The 26704-nt window shown below is 62.1% G+C and carries 27 protein-coding genes; 11 read left to right on the forward strand and 16 right to left on the reverse strand.

From position 1 onward, the window contains the following. Positions 1–172: 172 nt before the first annotated feature. The 3 genes from GSQ90_RS21405 to GSQ90_RS21415 form a co-directional block, all read right to left on the reverse strand. Positions 173–1480 carry a homoserine dehydrogenase gene (locus tag GSQ90_RS21405; RefSeq protein ID WP_158816920.1) on the reverse strand — a complete coding sequence of 436 codons (1308 nt, stop codon included), beginning with the start codon at positions 1478–1480 and terminating at the stop codon, positions 173–175. A gap of 141 nt (positions 1481–1621) precedes the next feature. Next, positions 1622–2437 (reverse strand): transglutaminase family protein, encoded by an 816-nt coding sequence (locus GSQ90_RS21410; protein ID WP_158816921.1) that lies wholly within the window; start codon positions 2435–2437, stop codon positions 1622–1624. A gap of 102 nt (positions 2438–2539) precedes the next feature. Then, positions 2540–3448, reverse strand: a complete 909-nt coding sequence (locus GSQ90_RS21415) for a transglutaminase family protein (RefSeq protein WP_158816922.1) — start codon at positions 3446–3448, stop codon at positions 2540–2542. A 209-nt stretch (positions 3449–3657) separates the two neighbouring features. On the opposite strand from GSQ90_RS21415, the gene GSQ90_RS21420 reads away from it, so the two are divergent. The 4 genes from GSQ90_RS21420 (at position 3658) to GSQ90_RS21435 (ending at position 6756) form a co-directional block, all read left to right on the forward strand. Beyond that, positions 3658–4626, forward strand: a complete 969-nt coding sequence (locus tag GSQ90_RS21420) for a nucleoside hydrolase (protein ID WP_158816923.1) — start codon at positions 3658–3660, stop codon at positions 4624–4626. A gap of 70 nt (positions 4627–4696) precedes the next feature. Beyond that, positions 4697–5647, forward strand: a complete 951-nt coding sequence (locus GSQ90_RS21425; RefSeq protein ID WP_158816924.1) for an IS1595 family transposase — start codon at positions 4697–4699, stop codon at positions 5645–5647. 570 nt (positions 5648–6217) lie between these two features. Further along, positions 6218–6550 carry a hypothetical protein gene (locus GSQ90_RS21430; RefSeq protein WP_158816925.1) on the forward strand — a complete coding sequence of 111 codons (333 nt, stop codon included), beginning with the start codon at positions 6218–6220 and terminating at the stop codon, positions 6548–6550. Next, on the forward strand, positions 6550–6756 hold the full coding sequence (locus tag GSQ90_RS21435; protein ID WP_158816926.1) for a hypothetical protein: 207 nt from the start codon (positions 6550–6552) through the stop codon (positions 6754–6756). Before GSQ90_RS21430 ends, GSQ90_RS21435 begins: the two co-directional genes overlap by 1 nt. Here the strand turns inward: GSQ90_RS21435 and GSQ90_RS21440 are convergent. Continuing rightward, positions 6753–6899 (reverse strand): hypothetical protein, encoded by a 147-nt coding sequence (locus GSQ90_RS21440; RefSeq protein WP_158816927.1) that lies wholly within the window; start codon positions 6897–6899, stop codon positions 6753–6755. The two genes, GSQ90_RS21435 and GSQ90_RS21440, sit on opposite strands and share 4 nt — an antisense overlap. 32 nt (positions 6900–6931) lie before the next feature. Between GSQ90_RS21440 and GSQ90_RS21445 the strand changes: the two genes are divergently transcribed. From GSQ90_RS21445 to GSQ90_RS32505, 3 genes are all read left to right on the forward strand, one after another. After that, a complete protein-coding gene (locus GSQ90_RS21445) occupies positions 6932–7594 on the forward strand; it encodes a hypothetical protein (protein ID WP_158816928.1) in 663 nt (220 codons plus the stop codon). A 171-nt stretch (positions 7595–7765) separates the two neighbouring features. Further along, the gene (locus GSQ90_RS21450; RefSeq protein WP_158816929.1) at positions 7766–9268 is read left to right on the forward strand and encodes a carboxylesterase/lipase family protein; all 1503 of its coding nucleotides are present in this window, start codon (positions 7766–7768) and stop codon (positions 9266–9268) included. 133 nt (positions 9269–9401) lie between these two features. Continuing rightward, positions 9402–10685, forward strand: coding sequence for a tetratricopeptide repeat protein (locus GSQ90_RS32505; protein ID WP_246731705.1), 1284 nt, complete (start codon positions 9402–9404; stop codon positions 10683–10685). A gap of 744 nt (positions 10686–11429) precedes the next feature. Here the strand turns inward: GSQ90_RS32505 and GSQ90_RS21460 are convergent. Next, positions 11430–12416 carry an isopenicillin N synthase family oxygenase gene (locus GSQ90_RS21460; protein WP_158816930.1) on the reverse strand — a complete coding sequence of 329 codons (987 nt, stop codon included), beginning with the start codon at positions 12414–12416 and terminating at the stop codon, positions 11430–11432. A gap of 134 nt (positions 12417–12550) precedes the next feature. Between GSQ90_RS21460 and GSQ90_RS21465 the strand changes: the two genes are divergently transcribed. After that, entirely contained in the window at positions 12551–14587 is a 2037-nt protein-coding gene (locus GSQ90_RS21465; RefSeq protein WP_246731706.1) for a thioredoxin domain-containing protein, read from the forward strand. 62 nt (positions 14588–14649) lie between these two features. Beyond that, positions 14650–14880 (forward strand): DUF6429 family protein, encoded by a 231-nt coding sequence (locus GSQ90_RS21470; protein WP_158816932.1) that lies wholly within the window; start codon positions 14650–14652, stop codon positions 14878–14880. A gap of 4 nt (positions 14881–14884) precedes the next feature. On the opposite strand, the gene gcvA is transcribed toward GSQ90_RS21470, so the two are convergent. Then, entirely contained in the window at positions 14885–15802 is a 918-nt protein-coding gene (gcvA, locus tag GSQ90_RS21475; RefSeq protein WP_158816933.1) for a transcriptional regulator GcvA, read from the reverse strand. A gap of 39 nt (positions 15803–15841) precedes the next feature. On the opposite strand from gcvA, the gene GSQ90_RS21480 reads away from it, so the two are divergent. Continuing rightward, positions 15842–16171, forward strand: coding sequence for a hypothetical protein (locus GSQ90_RS21480; RefSeq protein ID WP_158816934.1), 330 nt, complete (start codon positions 15842–15844; stop codon positions 16169–16171). Between the two features lie 64 nt (positions 16172–16235). On the opposite strand, the gene GSQ90_RS21485 is transcribed toward GSQ90_RS21480, so the two are convergent. The 10 genes from GSQ90_RS21485 to GSQ90_RS21530 all read right to left on the reverse strand — a co-directional run bounded on the left by GSQ90_RS21485 (position 16236) and on the right by GSQ90_RS21530 (position 25751). Continuing rightward, positions 16236–17468 (reverse strand): phenylacetate--CoA ligase family protein, encoded by a 1233-nt coding sequence (locus tag GSQ90_RS21485; protein ID WP_158816935.1) that lies wholly within the window; start codon positions 17466–17468, stop codon positions 16236–16238. Between the two features lie 22 nt (positions 17469–17490). Beyond that, complete coding sequence (locus GSQ90_RS21490; protein ID WP_158816936.1) at positions 17491–18318, reverse strand: ABC transporter ATP-binding protein; 828 nt, start codon at positions 18316–18318, stop codon at positions 17491–17493. Positions 18319–18372: 54 nt separating this feature from the next. After that, positions 18373–19704 (reverse strand): ABC transporter substrate-binding protein, encoded by a 1332-nt coding sequence (locus GSQ90_RS21495; RefSeq protein ID WP_158816937.1) that lies wholly within the window; start codon positions 19702–19704, stop codon positions 18373–18375. Positions 19705–19753: 49 nt separating this feature from the next. Continuing rightward, positions 19754–20830 (reverse strand): branched-chain amino acid ABC transporter permease, encoded by a 1077-nt coding sequence (locus tag GSQ90_RS21500; RefSeq protein ID WP_158816938.1) that lies wholly within the window; start codon positions 20828–20830, stop codon positions 19754–19756. 28 nt (positions 20831–20858) lie between these two features. Next, the gene (locus GSQ90_RS21505; RefSeq protein WP_174247518.1) at positions 20859–21815 is read right to left on the reverse strand and encodes a branched-chain amino acid ABC transporter permease; all 957 of its coding nucleotides are present in this window, start codon (positions 21813–21815) and stop codon (positions 20859–20861) included. A 13-nt stretch (positions 21816–21828) separates the two neighbouring features. Continuing rightward, positions 21829–22614, reverse strand: coding sequence for an ABC transporter ATP-binding protein (locus GSQ90_RS21510; RefSeq protein ID WP_158816939.1), 786 nt, complete (start codon positions 22612–22614; stop codon positions 21829–21831). Next, positions 22611–24620 (reverse strand): long-chain fatty acid--CoA ligase, encoded by a 2010-nt coding sequence (locus GSQ90_RS21515; protein ID WP_246731707.1) that lies wholly within the window; start codon positions 24618–24620, stop codon positions 22611–22613. The genes GSQ90_RS21510 and GSQ90_RS21515 overlap by 4 nt, the downstream gene beginning before the upstream one ends. Before the next feature lie 72 nt (positions 24621–24692). After that, positions 24693–25085, reverse strand: coding sequence for a RidA family protein (locus tag GSQ90_RS21520; protein WP_158816940.1), 393 nt, complete (start codon positions 25083–25085; stop codon positions 24693–24695). 25 nt (positions 25086–25110) lie between these two features. Then, a complete protein-coding gene (locus GSQ90_RS21525; RefSeq protein ID WP_158816941.1) occupies positions 25111–25494 on the reverse strand; it encodes a type II toxin-antitoxin system death-on-curing family toxin in 384 nt (127 codons plus the stop codon). Next, positions 25491–25751: an AbrB/MazE/SpoVT family DNA-binding domain-containing protein gene (locus tag GSQ90_RS21530; protein WP_246731708.1), complete on the reverse strand. Its 261-nt coding sequence runs from the start codon at positions 25749–25751 to the stop codon at positions 25491–25493. The genes GSQ90_RS21525 and GSQ90_RS21530 overlap by 4 nt, the downstream gene beginning before the upstream one ends. A 467-nt stretch (positions 25752–26218) precedes the next feature. Between GSQ90_RS21530 and GSQ90_RS32510 the strand changes: the two genes are divergently transcribed. Further along, a complete protein-coding gene (locus GSQ90_RS32510; protein ID WP_246731709.1) occupies positions 26219–26692 on the forward strand; it encodes a septal ring lytic transglycosylase RlpA family protein in 474 nt (157 codons plus the stop codon). Positions 26693–26704 lie beyond the last annotated feature (12 nt).

A 26704-nucleotide genomic window follows, 5' to 3' on the forward strand; every position in this document is an offset into this window, starting at 1 on the left:
GGACGGCCGCAGGTCAATTTGGCTTGGCGCTCTTTCGAGAGGCGACGCCAAACGGACAAGCTCTCTCTGCGCCGCAGATCCAGCGCGGCAAGGAGGCGTGGGCTTGGTTGGACGAAGCCGCTCACGGCGCCGGACAAAATCTTGACGAAAGCCGGATCCGCCGCCTGGCTTCTCACTCCCGCTCGATGCGGATGACCTGCGGCTTCTGCGTCAGGAAGCCGTCGGCGAGCGCCAGATCGAGCGCCTCGCGGATCGCCGTCTCGCTCGTCGCATGGGTGATCAGCACGACCGGCACCGGCGCGGCGGAGGCGGCGTCTTTGGCGGGCCGCCCCTTCTGCATGATCGCTTCCAGCGAGATTTTCCTCTCGCCCATCCGCGTGGCGATCGCCGCCATGGCGCCGGGCCGGTCCTCGACGGACAGCCGGATGTAATAGCCGCCCTCGTGGCGCTGCACGGGAATCCGTTCGCCCTCTTCGAGCAAGGCGACAGGCCGGCCGAAAGCCGGCGCGACAATGCCGCGCGCGATATCGGCGATGTCGGCGGCGACCGCCGAAGCCGTCGCGTCGCCGCCCGCGCCCGGCCCGATCAGCGTCAATTCGCCGACCGCGTCGCCATCGATCGTGACAGCGTTGAGGACGCCCATGACCTGGGCGATCGCCGAGGATTTGGCGACCATGGTCGGGTGCACGCGCTGCTCGACGCCGCGCGCGGTGCGCTCGGCGACCCCCAGGAGCTTGATGCGATAGCCAAGTTCATCGGCCGCGGCCAGATCGGTCAGGCTGATCGCCTCGATGCCTTCGATATGGATCGCCTCGGCGTCGATCTTCGTCCCGAAGGCGAGCGAGGCAAGGATCGCGAGCTTGTGAGCGGTGTCAAAGCCGCCGATGTCGAAGGTCGGGTCCGCTTCGGCATAGCCAAGGCGCTGCGCGTCCGCGAGGCATTCCTCGAACGACAGCCCTTCCACCTCCATCCGCGACAGGATGTAATTGCAGGTGCCGTTGAGGATGCCGAAGACGCGGCGCACCGAATTGCCCGCGAGCGCCTCGCGCAACGCCTTGACGATCGGAATGCCGCCGGCGCTCGAAGCCTCGAAACTGAGGGCGACGCCCTTTTCCTCCGCCAACGCCGCCAGCTCCAACCCATGCTTGGCGATCATCGCCTTATTGGCGGTGACGACCGGCGCGCCGCGCCGCAGCGCCGCCTTTGACGCGGCATAGGCCGGTCCATCCGCGCCGCCGATCAGCTCGACGAAGAGGTCGATTTGATCCGAGACGGCGAGCGCGGCGGGATCGTCGAAAAACGCCGCGCCATTCAGATCGATGCCGCGATCGCGCGCCCGGTCGCGCGCCGAAACCCCGGTCACGACAATCTCGCGCCCGGTGCGGCTGGTCAGCGCGCCGCGCTGACGCTGCAACAATCTGACGAGGCTCGCGCCGACGACGCCGAGGCCGGCAATTCCCACGCGCAGGGGTTTGGTCATGAATGGGATCGCCCGGACCGTTGAGGTTGTTTCGAAGGCTCGCCTTTTGCCCGATTTGAAAGGTCCAGGCAACGCGCCTGTTCGCGGGAGCGTGCGAGGCGCCTCGTTAAGACTGGCGCCGACGGCGCCTCGACGGGTTCTTCAGGCCGCAGTAGCCTCCTCCACCGTCACCACTTCGAAGCGCATGAGATTGGCGATTCCGAACGCCGTTGAGATCGCCACATCGGCGGCGTCGCGCCCGCGCGCCATGACGATGCGGCCAATGCGGGCATGATTGTGGCGCGCGTCGAACGTATACCAGCGTCCATCGAGAAATACTTCGAACCAGGCGCTGAAATCCATCGGCGCGGGATCGATCGGCACGCCGATATCGCCGAGATAACCCGTGCAATAGCGGGCTGGAATATTCATGCAACGGCACAGCGCGACCGCAAGATGGGCGAAATCGCGGCACACGCCAATCCCCTCGCGCAGGGAATCGCTGGCGCAGCGAGTGGGGCGTGCGTCGGGATAGCTGAACCGGATTTTCGAATGAACGAAGTCGCAAATCGCCTGCACGCGCTGATAGCCGCCCGTCAGCCCGCCAAACATCGACCAGGCGAAATTGGTGAGATTGTCGCTGTCGCAATAGCGGCTCGAAATCAGGAAGACGAGCACTTCGTCAGGCAAGCGCGCGATCGGGGTCAACAGATTATCGGCGGGCGCTTCATCGGGCTGGCCGGAATCATGAATGATGAAGCGGTTAGAAAATGTGACAAGGCCGGGCGGGACGTCGACGCGGGTGACCCGATTGCCGAAATGATCGAGATAGGCGCCCATGGCCAGATTGGGATCGGATTGGACGACATCGGGCGAGCGCAGGTCGCCGACGCGCGAGGGATGGACATTGAGCTGCAGCAGCATCGAAATCTGCGCGGGGCATTGAAAGGCAATGTCATAGCCGGCGCGGATAAGCATTTGGCAATCCCCAGGGTTTCGCCGCCCGAGCGGCAAGGCCCCGCAACGCGCTAAGCAATAAATATGCCCGCCGCACTGGCGCAACGGGCGATCCTTGGGGCGTCAACGAGCCTCGGTCGGCAAAAGTTCCCTGTCGGGCAAACGGCGAACATTGACCGAGACGACCATTCCCTCTTCGTCCGCGGCGCTGCCGAAATATGACCCGGACAAGGGAATGGCCTGGCGAACGTCGCGCGTCACCGCCACTCTGATGAGGTCGCGATTGCCGACGATGCCATTGGTGGGATCGAACTCCACCCATCCCGCGCCCGGCAGATAGACCTGGCACCACGCATGGGTCGAGCCGCCGCCGAGGTATTGCTCGCCGGAATCGCGATCGGGCACGTAGAGATAGCCGGAGACGAAGCGCGCGGCGAAGCCGAGCGTCCGCGCCGCCTCCATCATCAGCGCCGCGAAATCGCGACAGGAGCCGCGCCGCCGGGCGAGCGTCTGCAGCGGGCTCTGGATGCCGCGTTCCGTGCGCCGTTCGTAGGAAAACCCCTCCTTGATGGCGTAAGTCATCGTCATCAAAAGTTCGCCTGTCTCGGTCGGCCTACCCTGTTGAACGAAACGGCGAACCCAGCGGTCGAGTTCGCCGGAGGGATCGGGATGGCCGCGCTCGATCGCGCGCGAGAGATCGGGCATTTCTTCCACGTCATAGGAAAACGGGTAGAAACGGGCGCGATCCTCAAGCAGGAATTCCGGGCCGCTCAGCGGCGTATGATCGAGCGTGATGTTGCTCTCGATGCGCAGGCGGCGCGTCTGCCCGGCGAAACTCGCCAGAGCCACGCAATTGTCGAAGACATCGTGGATCCATGTCAGGCGCTGGGGCTGCGGATCAATGTCCAGCGTCGCGCTGAGCAGCCGCTGATCGTAATTGTCGCGCGGGCGCAGCATCATCCGATGCTCGCCCAGGCCCACAGGTCTGGAATAGCTGTAGGTGGTGACATGATTGACGGTCAGGATCGTCATAAACACTCGAAAAGATGCGGAAAGGTTGGAGATCTGCTGGCGTCAAGCGCACATGCGGCAGCGCCACGAACCTAGTCCAAGCGGTCCGCCATGCAAGGGCGTTCAGCGCAGGAAAATCAAGGAAGCGGTTTTAACCCAGCCAACACAATCGTTTACACGCGTTCGCTTGAGCGCTAACAGACACCCTCTGCTTTCATCTGGGCTTGTCCATGCGCACATTTCTCATCGACACCGACACCGCCTCCGACGACGCGGTGGCGATCATGATGGCGCTTTCGGCGCCCGATGTGCGCGTCTGCGCGTTGACGACCGTCGCTGGCAATGTCGGGCTGGAGCAGGCGACGCGCAACGCGCTCTATACCGCTGAGGTTTGCGGCTCCGACGTCCCCGTCTTCAAGGGCGCTTCGGCGCCCCTGACGCGCACGCACGAGGACGCGCATTGGTTCCATGGCAAGGACGGTCTGAGCGATCGCAACTATCCGGCGCCACGCCGCGCGCCGGAGGGCGAGCATGCCGTGGATGCGATCACCCGGCTCATCCACGCCCAGCCAGGTCTGACGCTGGTGACGCTGGGGCCGCTCACCAATATCGCGCTGGCCGTCGCGCGCGACCCCTCGATAACCGGCAAAGTGTCGCGCTGCATCGTGATGGGCGGTGCGCCTTGCTGCGAGGGCAATGTGACGCCCGCCGCCGAATATAACATCTGGGTCGATCCGGAAGCGGCGCGCATGGTTTTTCGCTCCGGCCTGCCCGTCGAAATGGTGGGATGGCAGGTGTCGCGCGGCGATTCCGTGCTGACGGAAGCCGAGATCGCAGAAGTCCTGGCTTTGGGCACGGACAAGGCGCGCTTCGCCATCGAATGCAACGGCCGCGCGCAGGAGGCCTATTTCACCCAAACCGGCCAAAGCGGGCTTTCGCTCGCCGATCCCACCGCGATGGCGGTCGCGCTCGACCGCAATATGGGGACAAGCTGGAGCCGCCATCTTGTCGAGGTCGAATGCGCGAGCGAATTGACGCGCGGCATGACGATCGTCGACCGCCTCAACGTGACGCATGACGCGAGCAACAGGGTCGCGTGGAAGCGAGCGCTGGACGCAGGCGTGACGACCGACGTTTGCTGGACGCTGGATTGCGCCGGCTTCAAGGCGATGATGCTGAAAGCATTAGCCTCGCCTTAAATTTTGGCGATTATAACCTTGACAAAAGTAGGACTAGGGGTAGTGTGCTTCTCAACAGGAGCTTCACCCCATGTCCGCCGAACTGCAAGACCCCCGCTTCACTGATGAGACCGCCGCCCGCGAGGCGTTAGAGGCCGTCGTCTGGCCGAATGGCCCGGTCTGTCCCCATTGCGGGAACGTCGACCAAGCCAAGATTGCCAAGCTGACCACCAAGAGCGCCCGCCCCGGCCTTCGCTACTGCAATGAATGCAAGGGCCAGTTCACCGCGACGGTTGGAACCGTCTTCGAGCGCTCCAAGCTGCCGCTGACCAAATGGTGGCTGGCGATGCATCTGATCGGCTCATCCAAGAAGGGGATTTCGAGCCACCAACTCCACCGAATGCTGGGGATAAGTTACAAATCGACTTGGTTCATGATGCATCGCATTCGCGAGGCAATGCGCACCGGCGGCCTCGCGCCGATGGGTGGCGAAGGCGAAATTGTCGAGATCGACGAGACGTTCATTGGGCGCAAGGAAGGCACGCCCAAGGCCAAGGCCGGGTTCGGTCACAAGAACGCCGTCCTGTCTCTGGTCCAACGCGGTGGCTCCGTCCGCTCATTCCATGTCGACAGCACGAAGAAAGCCGACATCATGCCCATCATCGAGAAAAACATCGCGAAGGAAACGCATGTCATGACCGATGAGGCGATCCAGTATCGCAAGCTCCGCAACAAGTTCGCCAAGCACGACGCCGTCGATCATGGCCGCGACGAATGGGGCTACACCGACCGCAGGAGCGGGACCAAGATCAACACCAACACGATCGAGGGTTATTACTCGATTTTCAAGCGCGGCATGAAGGGTGTGTATCAGCATTGCGGGGAGCAGCATCTTCACCGTTATTTGTCAGAGTTCGATTTTCGCTACAACAACCGCTCGGCCCTTGGCGTCGAGGATTGGGAGCGCGTTTCAAAGATCGCCGCTGGCATCACAGGCAAGCGATTGACTTACCGACGGCCTGACGAAGGAGCGCACGCTTAGACAGAGGATCATCGCGATCTTGAGGGCCGACAAAGAGAACCGCTGAAGGGGCAGATTCATGGTCACACAAAGAGATGACCCACCGGATCAAATCGTTCATGCAACGCCACTGATTGATCCGGAGCGCCCATACGCTGCTCAGCTAACGATCGTAACGGCGCAGGGTCGGACCCACTACTTTCTGACGCGAGAATTGCTTGAAGACCTTGGTCTCCAGATATCTCGCGAATTGCAGCAAGCGCCATTGCCTGAAGGTGGGGGTGGCGCGCCCTGAAATAGGACGGCAATCGACCCGCACAGATAACACACGCACATTCCGTCATAGCGATCTCCTGCTATTGGCTCGACAGGTCTTTCTGTCCTATTGTCCCCAGTGGAGCGGCCTATAGGCCCTCTGGGGCGTGAGAACCCCGCAGCGTGCGGCCCACAGTGCTGGCCGCAATCAGCACTCCTCGACCTTGGTCGGGGAGGCACAGGCGTATGTCCAAGGCGAAAGCCTAAAGGTCTGTGCGAGCCTCACACGCTGCGGCTTTCTCAACTCCCCGATCACTCGGGCGGGGAGCGGATGCTATGGTGCGATATGTCGCAGCAATTCTGGCACTCATCGTAGCGGGCTGTGCAGCCGAACCACCGCCAGCCACACAGGCGGAAAAGGATTCCTCGGAACTGGCGCTGTTCACGTGCCTATCCTCGGCCAGCAAACAACTAGACGATGGTCGATCGGATGCCGGCACAGTAGCGATCGCCGTTATGGGTGGTTGCGGCCGGGAATTCGTCGCGGTCGATGAAGTGCAATTCCGCGGTCTCAGTTTGGATATGAGAGCGCGCCTGGCGTCGATGGCTTTCGACCGCCGCTTGAAAATCGCCACCTTCGCGGTTCTTACGACCAGAAACAAAAGCTGATGCGCCGGCTGTTCACTGGCGAGGACATTAAATCCACCGCGCAACTCGGCGCCATCTTCGTAGCGGTCGGGGCTGTCTTTGGCCTTTTTAGAGACGGCGACCCTGTCATTGGAGCCGTCGCCGGCCTCATTCTCTACGGCATTGTGATCGGAATCGGCCTGATCGCGACATGGGCTGACCGCCGTTTCGATCGGCCTTGGTCCTAGGCGCCCTTACGCGGCGCGGGACTCTTCGCCTTTTTCTGCTTACCCTTCCCTAGCTTCATCTCTTCATGCGGCTTGGGCGGCATGCGGACCATCGCGGCCATGATCTGGGTCGCGATGTCGGGGACGCTGGGAGAGTTCGCCATCTTCTCTTTCATCAAGGAACCTGGGGGCGCTTATGACAATGAAATCTTGGTATAAACCCACAGCCGCAGAAACCGAAGAAGGAAAGAAACGCCTTGGAGAATACCACTCGGCGCTGGGCCGCTTCGTTGACAGATTCTCACAAGTGGAAATGGCAGTTGCTTTCACATTGTGGCACTACGCGAAGACCCCATATCCAATCGCCAGAGCGGCATTTTCGGGAACCAATTTAGATGCGGCGATCAGCAGCATCAAACGTCTCTTTGAAGTGACAGAAATCCCAGAGAAAGCACAGGAGGAAATAACATGGCTCTTCGACCAACTAAGCAAAATTAGGAAAGCTAGAAACGATATCCTTCACTACGGAGCAATCAACGTTCCAGAAGGCGACGCCGCCGTCACAAATGCAGCGAAGGCCCTAACAAGAGACCGCATCGAACACTTTCCTATATCCCCAGCAATCCTAGATAATATGTCGGCAGACCTTAAGAAGATTCTCGTCCGCCTACATCTAAACCACTTAGGACGCCCTAAAATCAGCCCCGCGAGTTTGAAGATGTTCGACGAGGCCTTGCAGAATACATGGCGGTATAAACATCAGCCGCAGCGCCTAAAACGGAAAACGACGGAGGAATCTCCGCAGCCTCACACGCGCGCTCCAAAACCCTCTCCCCCTGAGCAATCATCTCAGGAGTGAGAGTTAATTTCGATTTCTTAGAAACTACGCCGGCCTGTCCCATAGCATACTACCCCTAGTCCTACTTTTGTCAAGGTTATAATCGCCTAAATTTTTCATGGATTGTGCGCGAGGCTGATAATAACGACACGGCGCGCTCTCGCTGGGACGCGGATCAATGGGAGGCGATAGATGACGGCGGCATCGATATCCCTAGAAGACGGCCTGCTCGCTCTTTCGGGCGCCGCGGCGTCCGGGGTGAGGAGTTTTAAGGGGATTCCCTATGCCGCGCCGCCGGTCGGCGCCTTGCGCTGGCGCCCGCCGCAAAAGGTCGCGCCATGGTCCGGCGTGCGACCAAGCGACGTCTTCGGCCCGAATTCGATGCAGGGAATTGTCTTTGACGACATCGACCCGCGCGCGGCCGGAATTTCGGAGGATTGCCTCTACCTCAACGTCTGGACGACCGCTGTCGGAAAGCCGGATCTGCTGCCGGTCATGGTCTGGATTCATGGCGGCGGCTTCGCCGTCGGTTCGGGCGCCGAGCCGCGCTATGACGGCGCCAACCTGGCGGCGAAGGGAATCGTCGTCGTCACGCTCAATCACCGGCTCAACGCGCTCGGCTTCCTCGCCCATCCCGAGCTGACCGCCGAATCCCCCCATAACGCGTCCGGCAATTACGGCCTGCTGGATCTTGTCACGGCGCTCAAATGGGTGTCCCGCAACATCAGGGCGTTCGGCGGCGATCCAGGCCAGGTCACGATCGCCGGCGAGTCGGCGGGTTCGATGGCCGTCAGCGCCTTGATGGCGTCTCCGCTCGCGCGCGGCCTGTTCGCGCGCGCCATCGGAGAAAGCGGCGCGATGTTCCCCTCGCCGACCCGTTCGCACGCCACGCTCGCCGAGGCCGAGCAGGCGGGCCTGGCGTTTGCGCGCAAGAACGGGGCGACGTCGCTGGCCGCGCTGCGGGCGATGTCCGCGCAGGACATTCTCGCCGCTGCGCCTGGAATTGGTTTCTGGCCGATCATCGACGGCCATTTTCTGCCGCGCGCTCCGGCGGAAATATTCGCCGCGGGCGATCAAAATGACGTTCCGCTTCTGGCGGGCTGGAACAAGGACGAGGGATTCAATTTCACCCTGCTCCAGGGCGATAAAGCCGACAAATCCTATGTCGAACTGGTTCGCGCGATCTTCGGCGATCGCACCGATGCGGCGCTGGCGTTCTATCCCGCTGGCGCGCCCGATGTCGAAAAGCGATCGGCGCGGGAATTGGGCGGCGATCTCATGATCAATCACGGAACCTGGGCCTGGATCGAAGCGCAGAAGAAGACGGGACGATCCGACATCTATCGTTTCCGATTCGACCGGGCGCCGCTAACCCCTGAGGGATGGTTCGGAGCCAGGCCCAGCGCCGACGCCGGCGCTTTTCATGCGGGCGAACTTCTCTATGTCTTTGACAACCTCGACGCCTTCCCATGGCTGATAACGGCGGACGATCGAGGCATCGCCGACATGGCTTCGAATTATTGGGCGAACTTCGTCAAGACCGGCGATCCCAACGGCGCCGGGCTGCCTGATTGGCCTTCCTATCGCGGCGGCGAGGCGCCGTTCCTGGCGATAGACGCTCCGGCCAAAGCGACGCATGACGCGGATCGCGCGCGGCAAGAATTTCTTGCACGATCTTCCAAGGCGCGGGTCTAATGGCCGAAATCAAACGCTTGGCGCCCGACGCGTAGAGCCACGGGGGAGGGAAAGCGGACATTTGCTCCTGAGAGAGCAGACCGTAAGACGGCATACCTATTGATCTGTCAAAACGGCCTATAGAGAGACGACAATGCGCGATTGGATCGGCTTCCTTTGGCTTTCGCTTTGCCTGACGACATCGGCGTTCGCCGAACCTCACGTCGCCCTCGTCGTCGGCAATTCCGCTTATGGCGCCGTCGGGACCTTGCCGAACCCAGCCAAGGACGCGGCGCCGTTGGCGGACGCGTTGAAGAGCGAAGGCTTCAAGGCGACGCTTGCGCAGGACGCGACGGCGCCGATCGCGCCGCCGACAGTCGCGGCGCTGAAGACACCGGAGCCGACGGCGTGCGATCGGTTGGCGGCGGCTCCGTTCGATCCGGATTTGACGAAGGGTTTCCCCAGTGTTCTCAAGGGCGGAAAAATCAATCCCGACGCCGCCATTCCCGCCTGCCGCCGTGCGTTGGAAACTTCGCCAGACGATCGGCGCGTGCGGTTCCAACTCGCACGCGCTCTGCAAAGCGGGAAGAAGTTCGAGGAGGCTAAGCTCGAATACGAACAAGCGGCGTCGGCGGGCTCGGCGAGCGCGATGAACAACCTCGGCGTGCTATACAAGAACGGCTGGGGAGTCGCGAAGGATTACGCCCAAGCACGAGCCTGGCTCCAGAAAGCCGCCGATCAGGGCGACGCCGACGCGCAGTACAACCTCGGCGCACTTTACTTGAATGGCCAAGGCGTCGCGAAGGACTACGTCCAAGCGCGGGGCTGGCTGCAGAAGGCCGCCGACCAGGGCGACCCCGACGCGCAGTACAATCTCGGCGTGGCCTACTTGAATGGCTTTGGCGTCGCGAAGGACTACGCTCAAGCGCGAGCCTGGTTCCAGAAGGCCGCCGATCAGGGCGACGCAACAGCGCAGTACAATCTCGGCGCGGTCTACGCGAATGGCCGTGGCGTCGCGAAGGACTACGCCCAAGCGCGAGCCTGGTTCCAGAAGGCCGCCGACCAGGGCGACGCCGGCGCGCAGAACAATCTCGGCCAACTTTACATGGATGGCCAGGGCGTCGCGAAGGACTACGCTCAAGCGCGAGCCTGGTTCCAGAAGGCTGCCGACCAGGGCGACGCCGGCGCGCAGTACAACCTCGGCGCGGTCTACGGGAATGGCTTTGGCGTCGCGACGGACTACGCTCAAGCGCGAGCATGGTTCCTGAAGGCCGCCGACCAGGGCGACGCCGACGCGCAGTACAATCTCGGCGTGCTCTACTTGAATGGCCAAGGCGTCGCGAAGGACTACGCCCAAGCACGAGCCTGGTTCCAGAAGGCCGCCGATCAGGGCAACGCCGACGCGATAGAGAATTTGAAAGAGTTGCCCCGGCCCTAGCGGCCGAAATCAAACGCTCGGCGCCCGACGCGTAGGGCGACTGGGGAGGGAAAGCGGACATTCGCCCCAGATTTCTGCGTAGCGTAAGTCGCTGATTTCTAGAGACCGAACGAAGCGAGCGAAATTCTTGATTTTTGTGCGTCTCCCGTAGCCCGCACTCCCGAGTCATTTACCAACTGATCACCCAGACAGCTCCGTCGTAGGTTTGGCATTCCCCGTTGCCGTGGCCCATTGTCGTACTCGTGCCTCGGCACAGCATCTGCGTTTTTGGCCCTGTCGCCACAAACTGAACAGGGCCATCGGTGATGACCAACGCGGAGGCCGATTGCGCTCCAGAGAAAGCCATTCCGACCGACGTGCCGAAAGCCACACGATATTCGCCGGTTAACACTTCTCCATCCGACATTGTGATTGTGACCGGGCCTCGTCCAATGCCGGTTCTGTCGAACGAAATCTTTACAGGCCCAAGACGATGAGCGGCTTCGTTCTTCGGAAATACGTCTGCTGTGTCGGCGCACCCGCAAAGCGCCATTAACGCCGCGAAGCCTACTGCGCCCCTTATTACAGCATGAAGCCGCATGCGCCCCTCCCCTGCGGTTGTTCGCGTATTGGCGGCACAAGCTTCCATTCTGTCAAACCGGCAACAAAAGCGCTCTCATAAATCCCCTATTTGCGGGCGCACCTGCGCGCGCGAATTTCGTGAGCGCGCCGACGACGACGTATCGCCTCCGTCGCGACCGCGCTTCAGTTTTTGACCGTCGCCTTGAATTTACTCATCAGATACGGGCCGGACAGCACCGGCTCGTATTTCGGTTGCTCGCCTGGCGCGAGGCAGGCGTCGAGGCAAGCGATGCTGGCGAACCAGTTGGGCTGGTGGAAAAACGCAAGGGATTGGCGGCGCGAAAGGCCGCCATCGCCAGGCGGCGGGTTCACCACCCGATGCAGCGTCGATATCCAGCGATCGTTGGTCCAGCGCTGCATGAGATCGCCGATGTTGATGACGAAAGCGTTGGGAATTGGCGGAACCTCGATCCAAGCTCCCTCCGGCGAGGCGATTTCCAGGCCTTTGGAGCCCTCCTGCGGCAGCAGGATTGTCAGGCTGCCGTAATCGGTATGCGCGCCAGCGCGCAATTGGCCGGGCTTGGGCGCAATCATCTGTTCGGGATAATTGAGCGCGCGCAGGGCGCTGACAGGCGCGTCGATGAATTGTGCGAAATAATCTTCCGGTAATTTCAGCGCTTGCGCGAAAAGTTTCATGATCCGCGCCGCCAGATTTTCAAGCGCGGCGTAATAGGCGGTCCATGCCGCGACAAAGCCTTCCGGTCTGTCCGGCCAGATCGTCGAGGCGTAACAGAACGCTAGGGCTTCCGCGTCGGTCATGCCTTTGGGCGCCGACAAGGGGCCGCCATTGAAGCTTTCCTTGAGATCGGGCGGCGTGTCGACATTGCGCGATTTGGCCAAGGCCTCAAGTTCCGGCCCGAGATAGCCATAGGGATAGCCCTTATAAGGCGCCCTCGCCTGCTGCTTTTCCTCCGGGGGCAAATCGAAGAACGCATGCGCCTTCGACCAGACGCCGTCGATTACGCTTTGCGCGACGCCATGGTTGACGATGGCGAGAAAGCCCGTCGCGCGGCAAATCTCATCGACTTCTTGCGCAAGCGCTCGGCGCTGTTCGGCGCCCGCCTTCTCGAATTTTCCGAGATCGAAAACGGGAAATTGTGCGGACGGCATGATGGTCTTTGCGCTCCTTGGAGAGAAGCTCGACCATAGGGCAGACATAGCCGTCGGCCAATGGGACGATGTTCCCTCGAGGGCAAGCAAACCCTTCCGATAGCCCCGCCGCCTCGCCTTTGCTAAGAATGCGGATGCTTCCTGCTGCAAACCTCCTTGGCGAGGCGACCTCGCCCTATCTTCTCCAGCACGCCGGCAATCCCGTGCATTGGCGCGCCTGGGGGCCGGCGGCGCTTGCCGAAGCGCGCGCGCTCGATCGGCCGATCCTCATTTCGATCGGTTACGCCGCCTGTCACTGGTGCCATGTGATGGCGCACGAATCTTTCGAGAACGAAGAAACCGCCGCTCTGATGAACCGGCTGTTCGTCAATGTGAAGGTCGATCGCGAGGAGCGGCCGGATATTGATCACATCTATATGTCGGCGCTTCATACGCTCGGCGAACAGGGCGGCTGGCCGCTGACGATGTTTCTCTCCCCCGATGGCGCGCCAATGTTCGGCGGCACCTATTGGCCGCCGGCGCCGCGCTGGGGGCGTCCGTCATTCGCGCAGATTCTGCACGCCGTCGACAAAGCGTGGCGCGAAAAACGCGAGGCGCTGATCGCCCAAGGGGCGACGCTGTTCGACCACCTCGCCGCCATCGCGCAGACCAAGCGCGGCGGCGACCTGACGCCCGACGATCTCACCCGCGTTGCGCATCTTTTGATGCGTCAGCTTGATCCCGTCAATGGCGGCGTCGGCGGCGCGCCAAAATTCCCCAATGCGCCAATCTTCCGCTTCTTCTGGAGCGAGCATTTCCGCCGTAGGGATCCGCAAGCGCGCGAGGCCGTGCGGCGCCTGCTGAACGCCTTATGCGAAGGCGGCATTTATGATCATCTTGGCGGCGGCTTCGCGCGTTATTCAACCGACGCCGAATGGCATGTGCCGCATTTCGAGAAAATGCTCTACGACAACGCGCAAATTCTCGAATTGCTGGCGCTGGCCCATGCCGAGACCCCTACCCCGCTCTACGCCGAGCGAGCGCGCGAGACGTTCGACTGGCTGATTCGCGAAATGCGGGTCGAAGGCGCCGCCTTCGCCGCTTCGCAGGACGCCGATCAGGATGGTGAGGAAGGGCTCTTCTTCGTCTGGACGGCTGATGAGATCGACGCCACGCTCGGAGCCGGGAGCGCCGCGTTCAAGGCGGCCTATGACGTGCGGCCGGAGGGCAATTGGGAAGGCCGTAATGTGCTGCGGCGACGTATCGCCCATGGAAATGACGCGGAGGAGGCCGCGCTGGCGGCGGCCCGCGCGCGGCTGTTCGCGCTGCGCGAATCCCGTCCCAAACCGGGGCGCGACGACAAGGTTCTCGCCGACTGGAATGGCCTGATGATCGCCGCGCTGGCGCGCGCGGCGGCTGCTTTCGACGCGCCTGAATTTCTTAGCGCAGCCCGCGCGGCCTATGCGTTTATCAACAGGACCTTGCGCGACGAGAGGGGTCGCCTCGTTCATGCTTGGCGCGATGGCCGGATCGGCGCCGCCGGGATGCTCGACGATCACGCGAGCATCGCCCGCGCCGCCCTTGCGCTATTCGAGGCGACTGGAGAACCAACCTATCTCGACGACGCGATCCTGTTGACGCGCGCGGCCCAGGATTTATTCGGCGATGTCGACGGTAGTTTCTTCATCACCGCGCACGACGCTTCCGACGTGCCCGGCGCGCGGCCGCGCCATCCGCACGACGGCGCGACGCCTTCGGGCATCGGCCTGATGGCGGAGGTTCTTGTACGCCTGTTTCATCTGACGGGCGAAGAGCGATGGCGCCTCGCCGCCGAGAACCTCATCCGCGCGTTCACGGGAGCGGTCGAGATGCTGCCGCAAAGCCCGCTCTTGCTCGCCGCGGCCGATTTTCTGGAGCGGGGGATTGTGATCGTGGTGGCGGCAGAGGCCGACGACCCCGCCGCAATGGCGCTTGCGAAGCTTGCCCTTTCGTCGCCCGATCCCGCGACATGCGTCTTGCGCACGCGCGACGGCGCCGATTGGCCGGCGGACTCGCCGGGGCATGGCAAAACGACCGTGAACGGCGCCGCCAGCGCTTATGTCTGCAAGGGCCAGACCTGCGGCTTGCCGGTGACGACAACGCGGGAATTGCAGTCGCTCATAGGCGAAGGCATGGCCTATCCCCACGATTGAAAGCGAGTTTCGATTCCGGCAATCTGGACAGCGCCATCGATGCAACAAGTCCGGAGTCTCAGATGAAACTCGACACCGACCGGATCGACGACGCGATCCTCGCCCTATTGCACCTCACGCTGCACGACGGATCTCGCGCATGGAAGGGCTTTGATTGGGACGCCATGAACAGGCTCTATCAGAAAGGCTTTATTGACGACCCCGCGAACAAGACCAAATCGGTGATGTTCACCGAAGAAGGCTTGCAGCGATCCAAGATATTGTTCGCAGAGATGTTCATCCACAAAGGTTGACAGGTTAGGCGGCCGACAGCGCGGCCTCCGCGATAAGAAAGTCTCGCAAGGCCGCGATCCGCTGCGATCCGGCTTGCGCCGGCCGGCACGCGAAATAATAGCCGAAGGGCGTATGCACGCTCGTCGTGAAGGGCGCGATCAGGCGTCCGGCCGCCAGTTCGTCCGCCGCGACGGCGAGCGAGGCGAGCGCGATCCCCTGCCCCTGCGCCGCCGCATGGATCGCCATCGACATCTGATTGAACCAGACGCCGCGCGTCGCCTCGACCTCCGAGGCGCCGGCGGCTTTCAGCCAATCGGACCAGCTCGGCCATGTCGAGAAACTGGGGTGCCAGTCGAGATGCAGCAGCGTGTGATGTTTGAGGTCCTGCGGCTGGACGATGGGATGTTCGCCATGCGCCAAGGCCGGCGCGCAGACGGGGAAAACATCTTCCTTGAACAGCAGCGTGGTCGAAAGACCAGGAAATTCGCCGATCCCGCAGCGAATCGAGGCGTCGACATTGGCGCGCTCCAAGGCGTCTTCGGTCGGATTGGCGTCGACCAGCACATCGATGTCGGGATGTTGCGCCTTGAACTTGCCGATACGCCCGACCAGCCAGGTCGCCGCGAAAGACGCGCTGGAATTGATGACGAGAAAGCGCCGGCCATTGGCCTCGCGCATCGCGCGCGCGGCGCGGCCGAGGATGGCGAAGCCGTCGGCGAGATCGCGCACGCCCGCTTGCCCCGATTCGGTGAGGCGCAGCCCGCGCCCTAGCCGTTCGACGAGCGGCGCGCCGATCTCCTCTTCGAGTTGACGCACCTGCTGGGCGACCGCGGCTTTGGTTACGAACAGTTCATCGGCCGCCCGCGCGAAGGACAAATGACGCGCCACCGCCTCGAAAGCGCGCAAGGCATTAAGCGAGGGTAAACGGGTCGGGGCTTTCATCGTATAGTTTTTCTCGTCATTTGACGCATAAAGCATGACTTGCTGCTGTGCAGAATAAGCCTATATCAGTGGCACATACAGTCAAAAAACGTCGCAAGAGCAACAAAAATGAACAATTCAACTGCACATTCTCACGATTCCCTCGGCGATTTTGGGGGGGCTGGCCTTGGCCGCGTCGCGGCGATGTGTAAACAAATTCTAAACAACATGGCGAAGACGGCCAACCGCCCGAACGAGCATCGACGGTTCGCTGCGCTCCCTCTGCGCCAGCTCGAAGACATCGGGATGACGGTCGCCGAACGCGACGCGCAACTGCGCTGGACGGAGCCGACGGCGGCCGTTTTTCCGGAAATCTTCCTTCGCCGATAAAATCGGGAATGGCCGCATTGAATGCGGTCATTGGCGCCAGGAATACGCGACGACGCCTGAGTTCCTACCCCACAGGCCTTTCGTCGGCGATCACACGGCCATCGTTCGGCAACGACCCTGGAGCGACGAGCTCTACGGCGCCGCGCAGCTTTGTCGCGGCCTGCAGCGTGACCGCGACAGCCTCGCTGAGCTCTGCCCTTTGGGAAGCCGTCTCGGCCCGCAGGATCATCACGTCCTGTTCGCCGGTGCGGCGAATGACGAGGCGCAGGATCCCAAGCTCGGGATGTCGTTTGCCCACTTCTGCGATCTGCGAGGGATGGACAAACATGCCTTTCACCTTGGCGGTCTGATCGGCGCGCCCAAGCCAGCCTTTGATGCGGCCATTGGCGCTGTCCGGCACAAACGCCGAAAGGTCGCCCGTCGCAAAGCGCAACAAGGGATAGTCGGCATTTAGGCGGGTGACGACGATTTCGCCGACTTTCCCCGGAGCGACCGGATCGCCTGTGCCCGGGGTCACGATTTCGAGGATGATTCCCTCGTTAACGACCAGGCCCTCCTGCAACAGCCCGTCCTCGCCCTCCGCCTCATAGGCGATCATGCCAAGGTCGGCCGTCGCATAGGCCTGCCGAACCTTGATGCCATGGGATTGAAGCTCGGCGCGAAGGCTCGCCGGCAAAGCAGCGCCCGAAACCATCGCGTGGCGGATCGACGAAATGTCGCTGCCCGTCTCATGCGCCTTGTCGATGAGAATCTTCAGGAAATCAGGCGTGCCGCAATAGGCGCTCGGCCGGAGGTGACGGATCGCCTCGATTTGCTGTTCGGTATTGCCGGTTCCCGCCGGAATGACCGCGCAGCCCAAAGCATGAGCGCCGCTCTCCATGATATGGCCGCCAGGCGTCAGGTGATACGAGAAACAATTGAGGACGATGTCGCCCGCGCGGAACCCCGCCGCGCGAAGCGCCGGCGCGACGCCCCACCAATCCGCGCCATGGCCTTCCGGCTCGAAGATCGGCCCAGGCGAGACCAGCAGGCGTTTCAGATGGGCGGGCTCTGTGGCCGCGAGCCCCCCGAACGGCGGAATGGCTTCCTGCAACTCCATCAGTTCGGATTTGCGCCGCACCGGCACGCGGGCGAGATCGACAAGCGATTTCAGCGAAGCGATCTCGACGCCCTCAAGCTGCCGGGCGAGCGCGGGCGCGCGTTGTGCGGCTCCTGACAGAAGTGCGCGCAATCTGGCGAACGCATCCGCATGGGCGGCGTCTGACTTGTTGCGCTCGGGCGCGTCGCGATGGTTCATTCGATCCCCCAATGGCGGCTCGTCAAGCCAACCACCGCTTGCGCCGCTTGTAATGTTTCACGTCGCGGAATGAACGACGATCCGCGCCGGCAATCCCGAGGTAGAATTCCTTCACGTCCTCGTTGGCGCGCAAGGCGCTTGCTTCGCCGTCGAGCACGATGCGGCCGTTTTCGAGGATATAACCGGAGGTTGCGTAGCGCAGCGCGATATTGGTGTTCTGTTCGGCGAGCAGGAAGGAGACCTGCTCTTTGACGTTCAGATCCCTGACGATCTCGAAAATCTCTTCGACGACCTGCGGCGCGAGCCCCATCGACGGCTCGTCGAGCAGGATCATTTCCGGCTTCGACATCATTGCCCGGCCGATCGCGCACATCTGCTGCTCACCGCCTGAGGTATAGCCGGCCAGGGATTGGCGACGTTGTTTGAGACGCGGAAAATAGGCGTAAATCGCCTCAATGTCGCGGGCGACCGCCTTGCCGCCATCGCGCCGCGTGAAAGCGCCGGTCAGCAGGTTCTCCTCGATCGTCAGATGGCCGAAACAATGGCGACCCTCCATCACCTGAATGCAGCCGCGGCGCACCAGTTCGTTGGGCGAAAGGCCGTCGATCCGCTCGCCCTTGAAAGAGATCGCGCCTTTCGTCACCTCGCCGCGTTCGGCATGCAAGAGATTGGAGATCGCCTTAAGGGTCGTCGTCTTGCCCGCGCCATTGGCGCCGAGCAGCGCAACGATGCCGCCTTTGGGCACGGCCAGCGAAACGCCCTTCAGGACCAGAATGACGCGGCTGTAGATGACCTCGATATTGCTTACGACGAGGACGGGCGGCGGCGGAGGCTGCGATTCGGCTGACATTTCTCAAGCCCTGATCCCACCCCTCTCCCGCGAACAGGAGAGGGGTTTTTCGCCTTACGACTTGTTGTCGCAGCCTTCGGTGCGGGCGGGCCAGCCGGCGTTCTTTTCGACATAGGATTTGGCGGCGGCGTCCAGAAGCGGCTGGACTTTGTCCATTGCAGCGGGGATCGGGTCAGTGATCTTGTCCCATTTCGCGCCGTCCCATTGCTGGATGAATGTCGCGCTATGGCTGTTATGATCGGCGCAGGTCAGCTTGAAGGGCGCCGCGAAGCCCTCGAGGCCCAGCGCCTTGAACCGCGCCGCGTCGAGATCGATCGTCTCCAGCCCGCGCCGCACGTCTTCGCCGCTCACCACCTTCTTGCCGGTCAGCTTTTGCGCATTGACGATGCCCTCGGCGATCAGCATCGAATTATAGACGCCGTGATTATAGAGGACCTGCCCGACCTCGCTTGCGGGCGCGAGGCTCTTGCCGGCGTCGACCACGCGTTTCTGGATGTCTTTCAGCGCCGGAAAGTCTGTGCCGGTGGCGTGCCAGTTCAGGGTCTTGAAGCCCTTGGCGCCGTCGCCGGCGGATGTCAGATCGGCTTCGCTCGGCCACCAGATCGAGATGAACTTATCCATGGGAAAGCCCGATTTCACCGCTTCCTTGACGGCGGTGGCGTTCATTGCGCCCCAGCCGTACATCACGACGAAGTCGGGCTTGTCGCGGCGCACGTCGAGCCATTGCGCCGACTGGTTCTGCATATCGGCGGGCGCGACGGGATAAAGCTTCAGCGTGAAGCCAAGATCCTTCGACAAATCCTGGAATAGCGGGATGGGCTCCTTGCCAAAGCCGGCGTCGAAATAGAGATAACCAAGCGTCTTGCCCTTGAGGTTGTCGAGCGAACCATTGCCGACATATTTGAGGATTTCGGACAGGCCGTCCCAATAGGTCGCCGGCGGGTTGAATATCCAGGGGAAGACGTCGCCCTTGGCCGAAGCGGAGAGCCCATAGGCCATGCTGAGGATCGGGATCTTGTCGACCGCCGCCTTGGGGATCAGCGACAGCGTGATGCCGGTCGACCAGGGATTGACGATGACGGGGTTCTTCGACTTGACCGAATCGTAGCACTCGACGCCGCGCTTGGTGTCATAGCCGGTTTCGCATTCGTCGACGATGAGTTTGACGCCGCCGATCCCGCCGTCACGCTCGTTGAGCATCGTCAGGTAATCGTGCATGCCGTCGGCGATCGGCGTTCCCGAGCCGCCGAACGGCCCGGTCCGATAGGTGAACAACGGCACGTAAATCGAATCCTCGGCCGCCGCCGGCGCAAAAGCGGGGGCGGCGAGAGCCAACGCCAGCGCGGCGCCGGACAGGATTTTCAGCGTTCGCTTTGTGGTTTTCATTTGTTCCTCCCTTTGAGTATTTTGATCTTATTTTGGCGTCTGGCCATCGTTAGTACGGGAACGGCCAAACGCGCAGCTTTTGCTTGCCGATCCGCCAGAGCCGCGCCAAACCGAGCGGCTCGACAATCAGAAAGAAAATGATTAGGGCGCCAGTGACCATGAAGGTCAATTGTTCGATCGTCGCAGATCCGAGATTGAGGCCGATCAGCGCCGGCAAGGCGCGCAAGGCGATCGGCAGAATATGGATCAGCGCGGCGCCCAGGAACGCCCCGACAATGCTGCCCAGACCGCCAATGATGACCATGAACAGCAGCAGGAAAGACAGATTGATGTTGAAGGCCTCAGGTTCGGCGGCGCCAAGCCAAAGGAACACCATCAAGGCGCCCGCCACGCCGACGTAAAACGAGGAAACCGCGAAGGCGAGCAATTTGGCGCGCAAGAGCCGGATGCCCATCAATTGGGCGGCGATGTCCATATCGCGCACCGCCATCCACATCCGCCCGATCCGCCCGTGCACGATGTTCGAAGCGATCCAGGCCATCCCCGCGACAATCGTCAGCACCACGAGATAGCGGGTCGCGGGCGCAGCGTTCGGCCCGGTCACCGGCAGGCCGAACAGCGTATGCGTCGACACTTCGATCGCCCCCGAAGTGTTATCATTGTAGAGCCAGGGAACGCGGGCGAAGCACCATTGCAGGAAAAATTGCGCCGCCAGCGTCGCGACGGCGAGATAGAAGCCCTTGATGCGTAAGCTGGGCAGGCCAAAAAATACCCCGACGGCGCTCGAGACAAAGCCCGATGCGAGGATCCAGACGAGGATGTTCACCTCCGGAAAGAAGGTCGACAGCTTGTAGCAAGCATAGGCGCCGACCCCCATGAAGGCGGCCGAACCTAGCGACAGCAGCCCGGTATAGCCGGTCAGAATGTTGAGGCCGATGGCGGCGAGCGAGAAGATCAGGAACGGGATCAGGATCGAATTGAGCAGGAATTGATTGCCCGCCAACGGAATGACGACAAAAGCCACGACGAGGATCAGGCCAAGCCCGATCCGATCCTGCCGGATCGGAAAGATCGCCATATCGGCGGCGTAGCTCGTCTTGAACTGCCCGGCCTCGCGATAGAACAAACGCTCCCCCTTTGCGTCTTTCGGCGGTTCAAATCCGTTCGATAATGGCTTCGCCAAACAGGCCCTGCGGCCTGAACAGAAGGAAGGCCAGCGCGATGACATAGGCGAGCCAGCTTTCGATGCCGCCGCCGAATATCGGCCCCCAGTAGAACTCGCCGAGCTTCTCGCCGACGCCGATGATCAATCCGCCGACGATTGCGCCGGGAATGGAGGTCAGGCCGCCCAGGATCAATACCGGCAAGGCCTTCAGCGCCACAATCTGCAGCGCGAAGGAAACGTCGGAGCGCGCGCCCCAAAGGATGCCGGTCGCAAGCGCGACGATCCCCGCCGCGAACCAGACGATGACCCAGATCTGGTTGAGCGAAATCCCCACCGACAGAGCCGCCTGATGATCGTCGGCGACGGCGCGCAGCGCACGGCCGATGCGTGTCTTCTGGAAGAACAGGCCGAGCCCCGCCACCATGACGAGCGCGATGATTGCGGCGGCGATATCGATCTTCTGCAGGGAGACGGTCCCGCCGAGAATCTTGAAGTCGAGGGCGCCGGAAGGCAGATAGAGCTGCTCGGTGATCATCGTCTTCGGGCTGCCGCCAAACAGCAACTCGCCAAGGCCGATCAGAAAATAGGTCAGTCCAAACGTCGCCATGAACAGGATGATGTCAGGCTGGTTGACGAGCGGGCGCAGCACGATCCGCTCGACGCCGAGCGCAAGGACGTACATCACGCCAATGGTGGCGATCAGCGCGAGCCAGGCCGGAACGCCCTTCTCATGCAGACCGACCAGAGTGAGCGCGGCGAACACCATCATGATGCCTTGCGCGAAATTGAACACGCCCGACGCCTTGAAGATCAGCACGAAGCCAAGCGCGATCAGCGAATAAAGGACGCCGCCGACAAAGCCCTCCCAAAGCGTCTGAACCAGCAGATCGGGTGCGTCCGCCATCTGGACGAAAGGGTCGACGAAAAGCTGGTAAAGCAGGCTCATCCCGGCGCGCTCCTCAATGGGCCACGCCAAGATAGGCGTCGATCACTTTGGGGTCGCTCTTGACTTCGTCCGGCGTCCCGTCGGCGATCTTTCTCCCATATTCGAGCACGACAACGCGGGTGGCGAGATCCATCACCACGCCCATGTCATGTTCGATCAACGCAATCGTCGCGCCATAATGATGATTCACGTCGAGAATGAAGCGGCTCATGTCTTCTTTTTCCTCCAGATTCATGCCCGCCATCGGCTCGTCGAGCAGTAGGAGGTCGGGCTCCATCGCCAGCGCCCGACCGAGTTCGACGCGCTTCTGCAATCCGTAGGGCAGCGCGCCAACCGGGGTTTTACGAATGGCTTCAATCTCGAGAAAATCGATGATCCCTTCGCAGAATCGACGATGCTCGATCTCCTCGGCCAGAGCGGGGCCGTGGCGGAGCGCCTGCCAGAAAAGGCCGCGCTTCATCCGCAGGGTGCGGCCGGCCATAATGTTGTCGAGCGTCGTCATGCCCTTGAACAGCGCGACATTCTGAAACGTGCGCGCAATGCCTTGCGCCGCGGCTTCATAGGGCTTCATCGCGACGCGCGTTTTGCCGCGAAAGGTGATGCGGCCCTTCTGGGGATGATAGAAACCGTTGATGACATTGAGCATCGACGTCTTGCCGGCGCCGTTCGGCCCGATGATCGCGCGGATTTCCCCCTTGGCGATGTCGAACGAGACGTCGCTGATCGCTCTGACGCCGCCAAAAGACAGCGACACCTGGTCGACGGCAAGCAGAATTTCGCCCGCGCCGGCTTGGCTCATGCGGCGCGCTCGCGTTGGGGCTCCGCCGGATGAAGCGTCATTTCGACGATGCGCGCGCTGCCGTTCAGCAGGCCTTTGCGCCCGTCCTCATAAGTGATTTCGGCGGAGATCGAAGCCGTCGTCGCGCCGTCATAGAGCCCCGCGACGAGCGAGGCGTAACGTTCGGCGATAAAACCGCGTCGTACTTTTTGCGTGCGCGTCAGCTCGCCATCGTCGGCGTCGAGTTCTTTGGGCAGGATGAGAAAGCGCTTGATCTGCGCGCCCGCCATGATCGGCTCGCGCGCCAGCGCCCGGTTGACCTCGTCGACATGCGCCTGAATCATGGCGTAGACGAGCGGGTGGCCCGCCAATTCCTGATAGGAGCCGTAGGACACGTTGTTACGCTCGGCCCAATTGCCGACCGAAGCCAGTTCGATATTGAGCATGGCGAAGACGTGATCGCGGCCTTGGCCGATCGCCACGGCTTCCTTGATGTTGGGAAAAAATTTGAGCTTGTTCTCGATATATTTAGGCGCGAACATCTGGCCAGAGGCGAGCTTGCCGACATCCCTAGCGCGGTCGACGATTTTGAGCTGGCCGTCCGGTTCGATATAGCCGGCGTCGCCTGTCCTGACGAAGCCGTCGGCCGTCAACGTTTCGGCGGTTCTGCCCGGCTCCTGAAAATAGCCCGTAAACATGCCCGGCGATTTGAATTGAACCTCGCCATCCCCGTCGATGCGCAACTCGACATGGGGCGCCGGCGGCCCGACCGCGTCCGAGCGCACCGCGCCGTTCGCCTGCGCCGTCACATAGAGAAACGCTTCCGTCTGGCCGTAGAGTTGCTTGAGATTCAAGCCGAGCGACCGATAGAAGGCGAATAGATCGGCGCCGATCGCTTCGCCCGCGGTATAGGCGACGCGGATTTTCGAAAAGCCGAGCACATTCTTGAGCGGCCCGTAAACCAGCGCCTCGCCGATGGCGTAATGCATCCGCGCCAGCGGGGGAACCGGTTGCCCATTGCCGATCTTCTCGCCCCATTTCTTGGCGACGGCGAGAAAGTGATGAAACATCGCGCGCTTGATCGCGCCGGCATCCTCCATGCGGATCATCACCCGCGTCAGCAGCGCTTCGAACACGCGCGGCGGCGCAAAGTGAAACGTCGGCCCGATCTCGCGCAAATCTTCCGCCGCCGTCTCGGCGCTCTCCGGACAGGCCATGCAGAAACCGGCGACAAAGGCCTGGGCGTAATTGAGATAGTGGTCGCCGACCCAGGCGAGCGGCAGATAGGCCAGCACTTCATCGCGTTCTGTCAGCTTGTCGAAAGCCACCGTGTCGCGCGCGGCGGCGACGCATCGTTCCCCGGTCAGCACCACGCCCTTGGGGCGACCGGTGGTGCCAGAGGTATAGAGGATCACTGAGGGATCAGCGCCGTTGCCCGCATCGATCGTCGCATCGAGCGCGGCCGCCGCCGCGGGCGCGCGCAGCGCCATGTCGCCCGTCCCGATAATGTCTTCGAGCGAGGCCAAACGGGCGTCGCGATAGTCCGTCAGGCCGCGCTCCTCGTCATAGAGAATGCGCGTCAGGCGCGGCAACCGGTCGGCGATGGAGAGGATCTTATCGACCTGCTCCTGATCCTGCGCCACGATCAGCGTGACTTCGGCATGGCTGAGCACATAAGCCATTTCATCGGCGACAGCGTCGGCATAGACCGGCAAGGGGATCGCGCCAAGCATCTGCGCCGCCGTCATCGCCCAATAGAGGCGCGGCTTGTTGGCGCCGACAATGGCGATCTTGTCGCCATGCGACAGGCCGAGCGCGGCGAGCCCCTGCGCCAGCGCGCGCGTTTGCGCGTAGACCTCGGCCCAGGTCCATGTCCGCCAGACCCCGAGCTCCTTGTGGCGGAAGGCCGGGCGGCTCCCCCGCACGCGCGCATGGCGTCGGAGCAGTTTGGCGAAAGTATCTTCGCTTTCGCGCTGTGGCGGCAAAGCCAAACTTGTCCCCTCCCCCATGGTCTTGACTGCGACCATTGCCCGCCTCCGCCGAGCCGGCATAGCCATACGTTAGTCGCATTCGTCAGGACATCAAGCTGGGAGCGGCGGCTAAGGCCTTCTGAGGCGCGCCGTCGCCTCGATCTCGACCTTCATTTCGGGCCGCAGCAGCGCGCTGACCACATAAATGCCGGCGGCAGGGCGGATTTGCCCAAATGTTTCGCCCTGAACGCGCAGCACCGGCTCGCAATATTCGGGGCTGGTGACGAAGGTTTGCAAGCGCACGACATCGGCGAGGCTGGCGCCCGCCTCGGCGAGAACCGCCGCGAAAGTTTTGGCGATATTGCGGGCCTGATCGGCGACATCCTCCGGCATGGTCATCGTCGCATAATCATAGCCGGTGGTGCCCGACACAAAGACATAATCGCCGTCGACAACCGCGCGCGAATAGCCAAAAGCGCTCTCGAAGGGCGAACCGGATGAGATGAGGCGACGAGCAGGCATGGGGGGCTCCTTTAGAAAACGGCGTCTAACGCGGCCAGTTGTCGCGTATCCAGCGCGCGATCGCCTCTTCACTGACTTCGCCCGCCGCGAGAGATAGGATCATGGCGGTCGCGTCGGCTTCAGGAACGAGAAATTCGATTCCATTCAAGCCGAGAAATACGATCATGGCGGCGAATGCCGCCCGCTTCTCGCCATCGATGAAAGGATGATTGCGCGCGATGCCGAAAGCATAAGCCGCCGCAAGCGATGCGAGATCGTTATCGCCATGAGCAAATTTATTCTGCGGACGAGCCACGGCGGATTCGAGTAACCCCATATCGCGCGCACCATCCGGGCCGCCGAAAATGGCCAATTGCTCCGCGTGAACGTCAAGAATGATCTCGACGGTCAGCCAATCTGGTTCATTCACTTCGCAAGCGCTTTGAAAGTGTTTGCGTAGGTTCGGAAAGCGCGACGCGCGATCTCCATCGCCTTGACGTGCTTAGGGTCGTAGGGCGTCAACTTCATGCCGCGCTCGGTCTGTTCAACGACATGCAGTTTGTCGCCCTCTTTCAGATTGAGATGAGCGAGCAGGTCCTTGGGCAGAATAATGCCGACCGAATTGCCGATCTTACGGATTTGCAGGACTGTGCCTTCGAGTTCGGTCGGTCGGACGGGTTCATTCACGGATGCCTCCGAAGTTGTGTTATACGAAACGTATAACATGAGATTCCGCTACTCTCAAACGGCCGATGGCGGCAGGTTATAGGAGCGCAGCGGGCGGATGCGGTCGTCGCGCCGCCACGCCCGCGTCGGCTTTTCGCCTTGTTTGTATTGTTTGAGGCCCTCTCGCGCTTCCCTGCCGGTCCAGGCGAACGGGCATGTGCGAACTTCGCCGGTCCGAATGCGTCGCCGCCAAATGAGCGGGCGCCGGACCAAACGGACGCTCTCGCGGGATATTCCCGCGGACGTCGACGCCGAGGCGACAAGCGCCCCTTTGGGCGGCTTCTCGGCATTCAACCGCGCTTGGCAATTCCAGGCCAACGATGGGGCATCCCATCTAAGGCTCGACTTTGCCCACCAGCGTTGTTGCCCCTCCTCGCCGCGTTCTCGGAAGTCGAGCGCCGTGCGGTCAACCCATTTGGAGACGGTCATTGAAAGTAGGTCGATTGATTCTTGTTGCGTCCTCTGGTCTGGCGTTTGTCAGCGCCGCCCATGCGGAAGGCGGCCGCGCAGTAAACGCCAATCCAGTACAAGTGTTCTTCACGCAACTATCCGCGCCGGCTCGCGTTCCCGCTCCTGCTGCGGCGTCGGTCGCAGAGCTTAAAAAAGACCGCCAGATCGTGCGCGCTTCCTGGTACGGCGGCGGCGAGCGCCTCAGCCAACATACGTCGTCAGGCGAAATATTCCGCCCGATGGGCCTTACGGCCGCCCATCGCACCCTGCCGTTCGGCACCCTGCTGCGCGTTTCGGCGCTGTCCACCGGCCTCACGACCATCGTCAGGATCAATGACCGCGGACCGGCCGCCGCGACCGGGCGGGCGCTCGATCTTTCACACGGGGCGGCCCTCAACCTTGGCATCGCTGGCAAGGGCGAGGCGCAGGTCGCCATTGAAGTCGTGCACTGAACGAGTCGCGAT

Origin of the sequence: Methylocapsa sp. S129 (genome assembly GCF_009765995.1) — a bacterium.
In the GTDB taxonomy this organism is placed as follows: Bacteria; Pseudomonadota; Alphaproteobacteria; order Rhizobiales; family Beijerinckiaceae; genus Roseiarcus.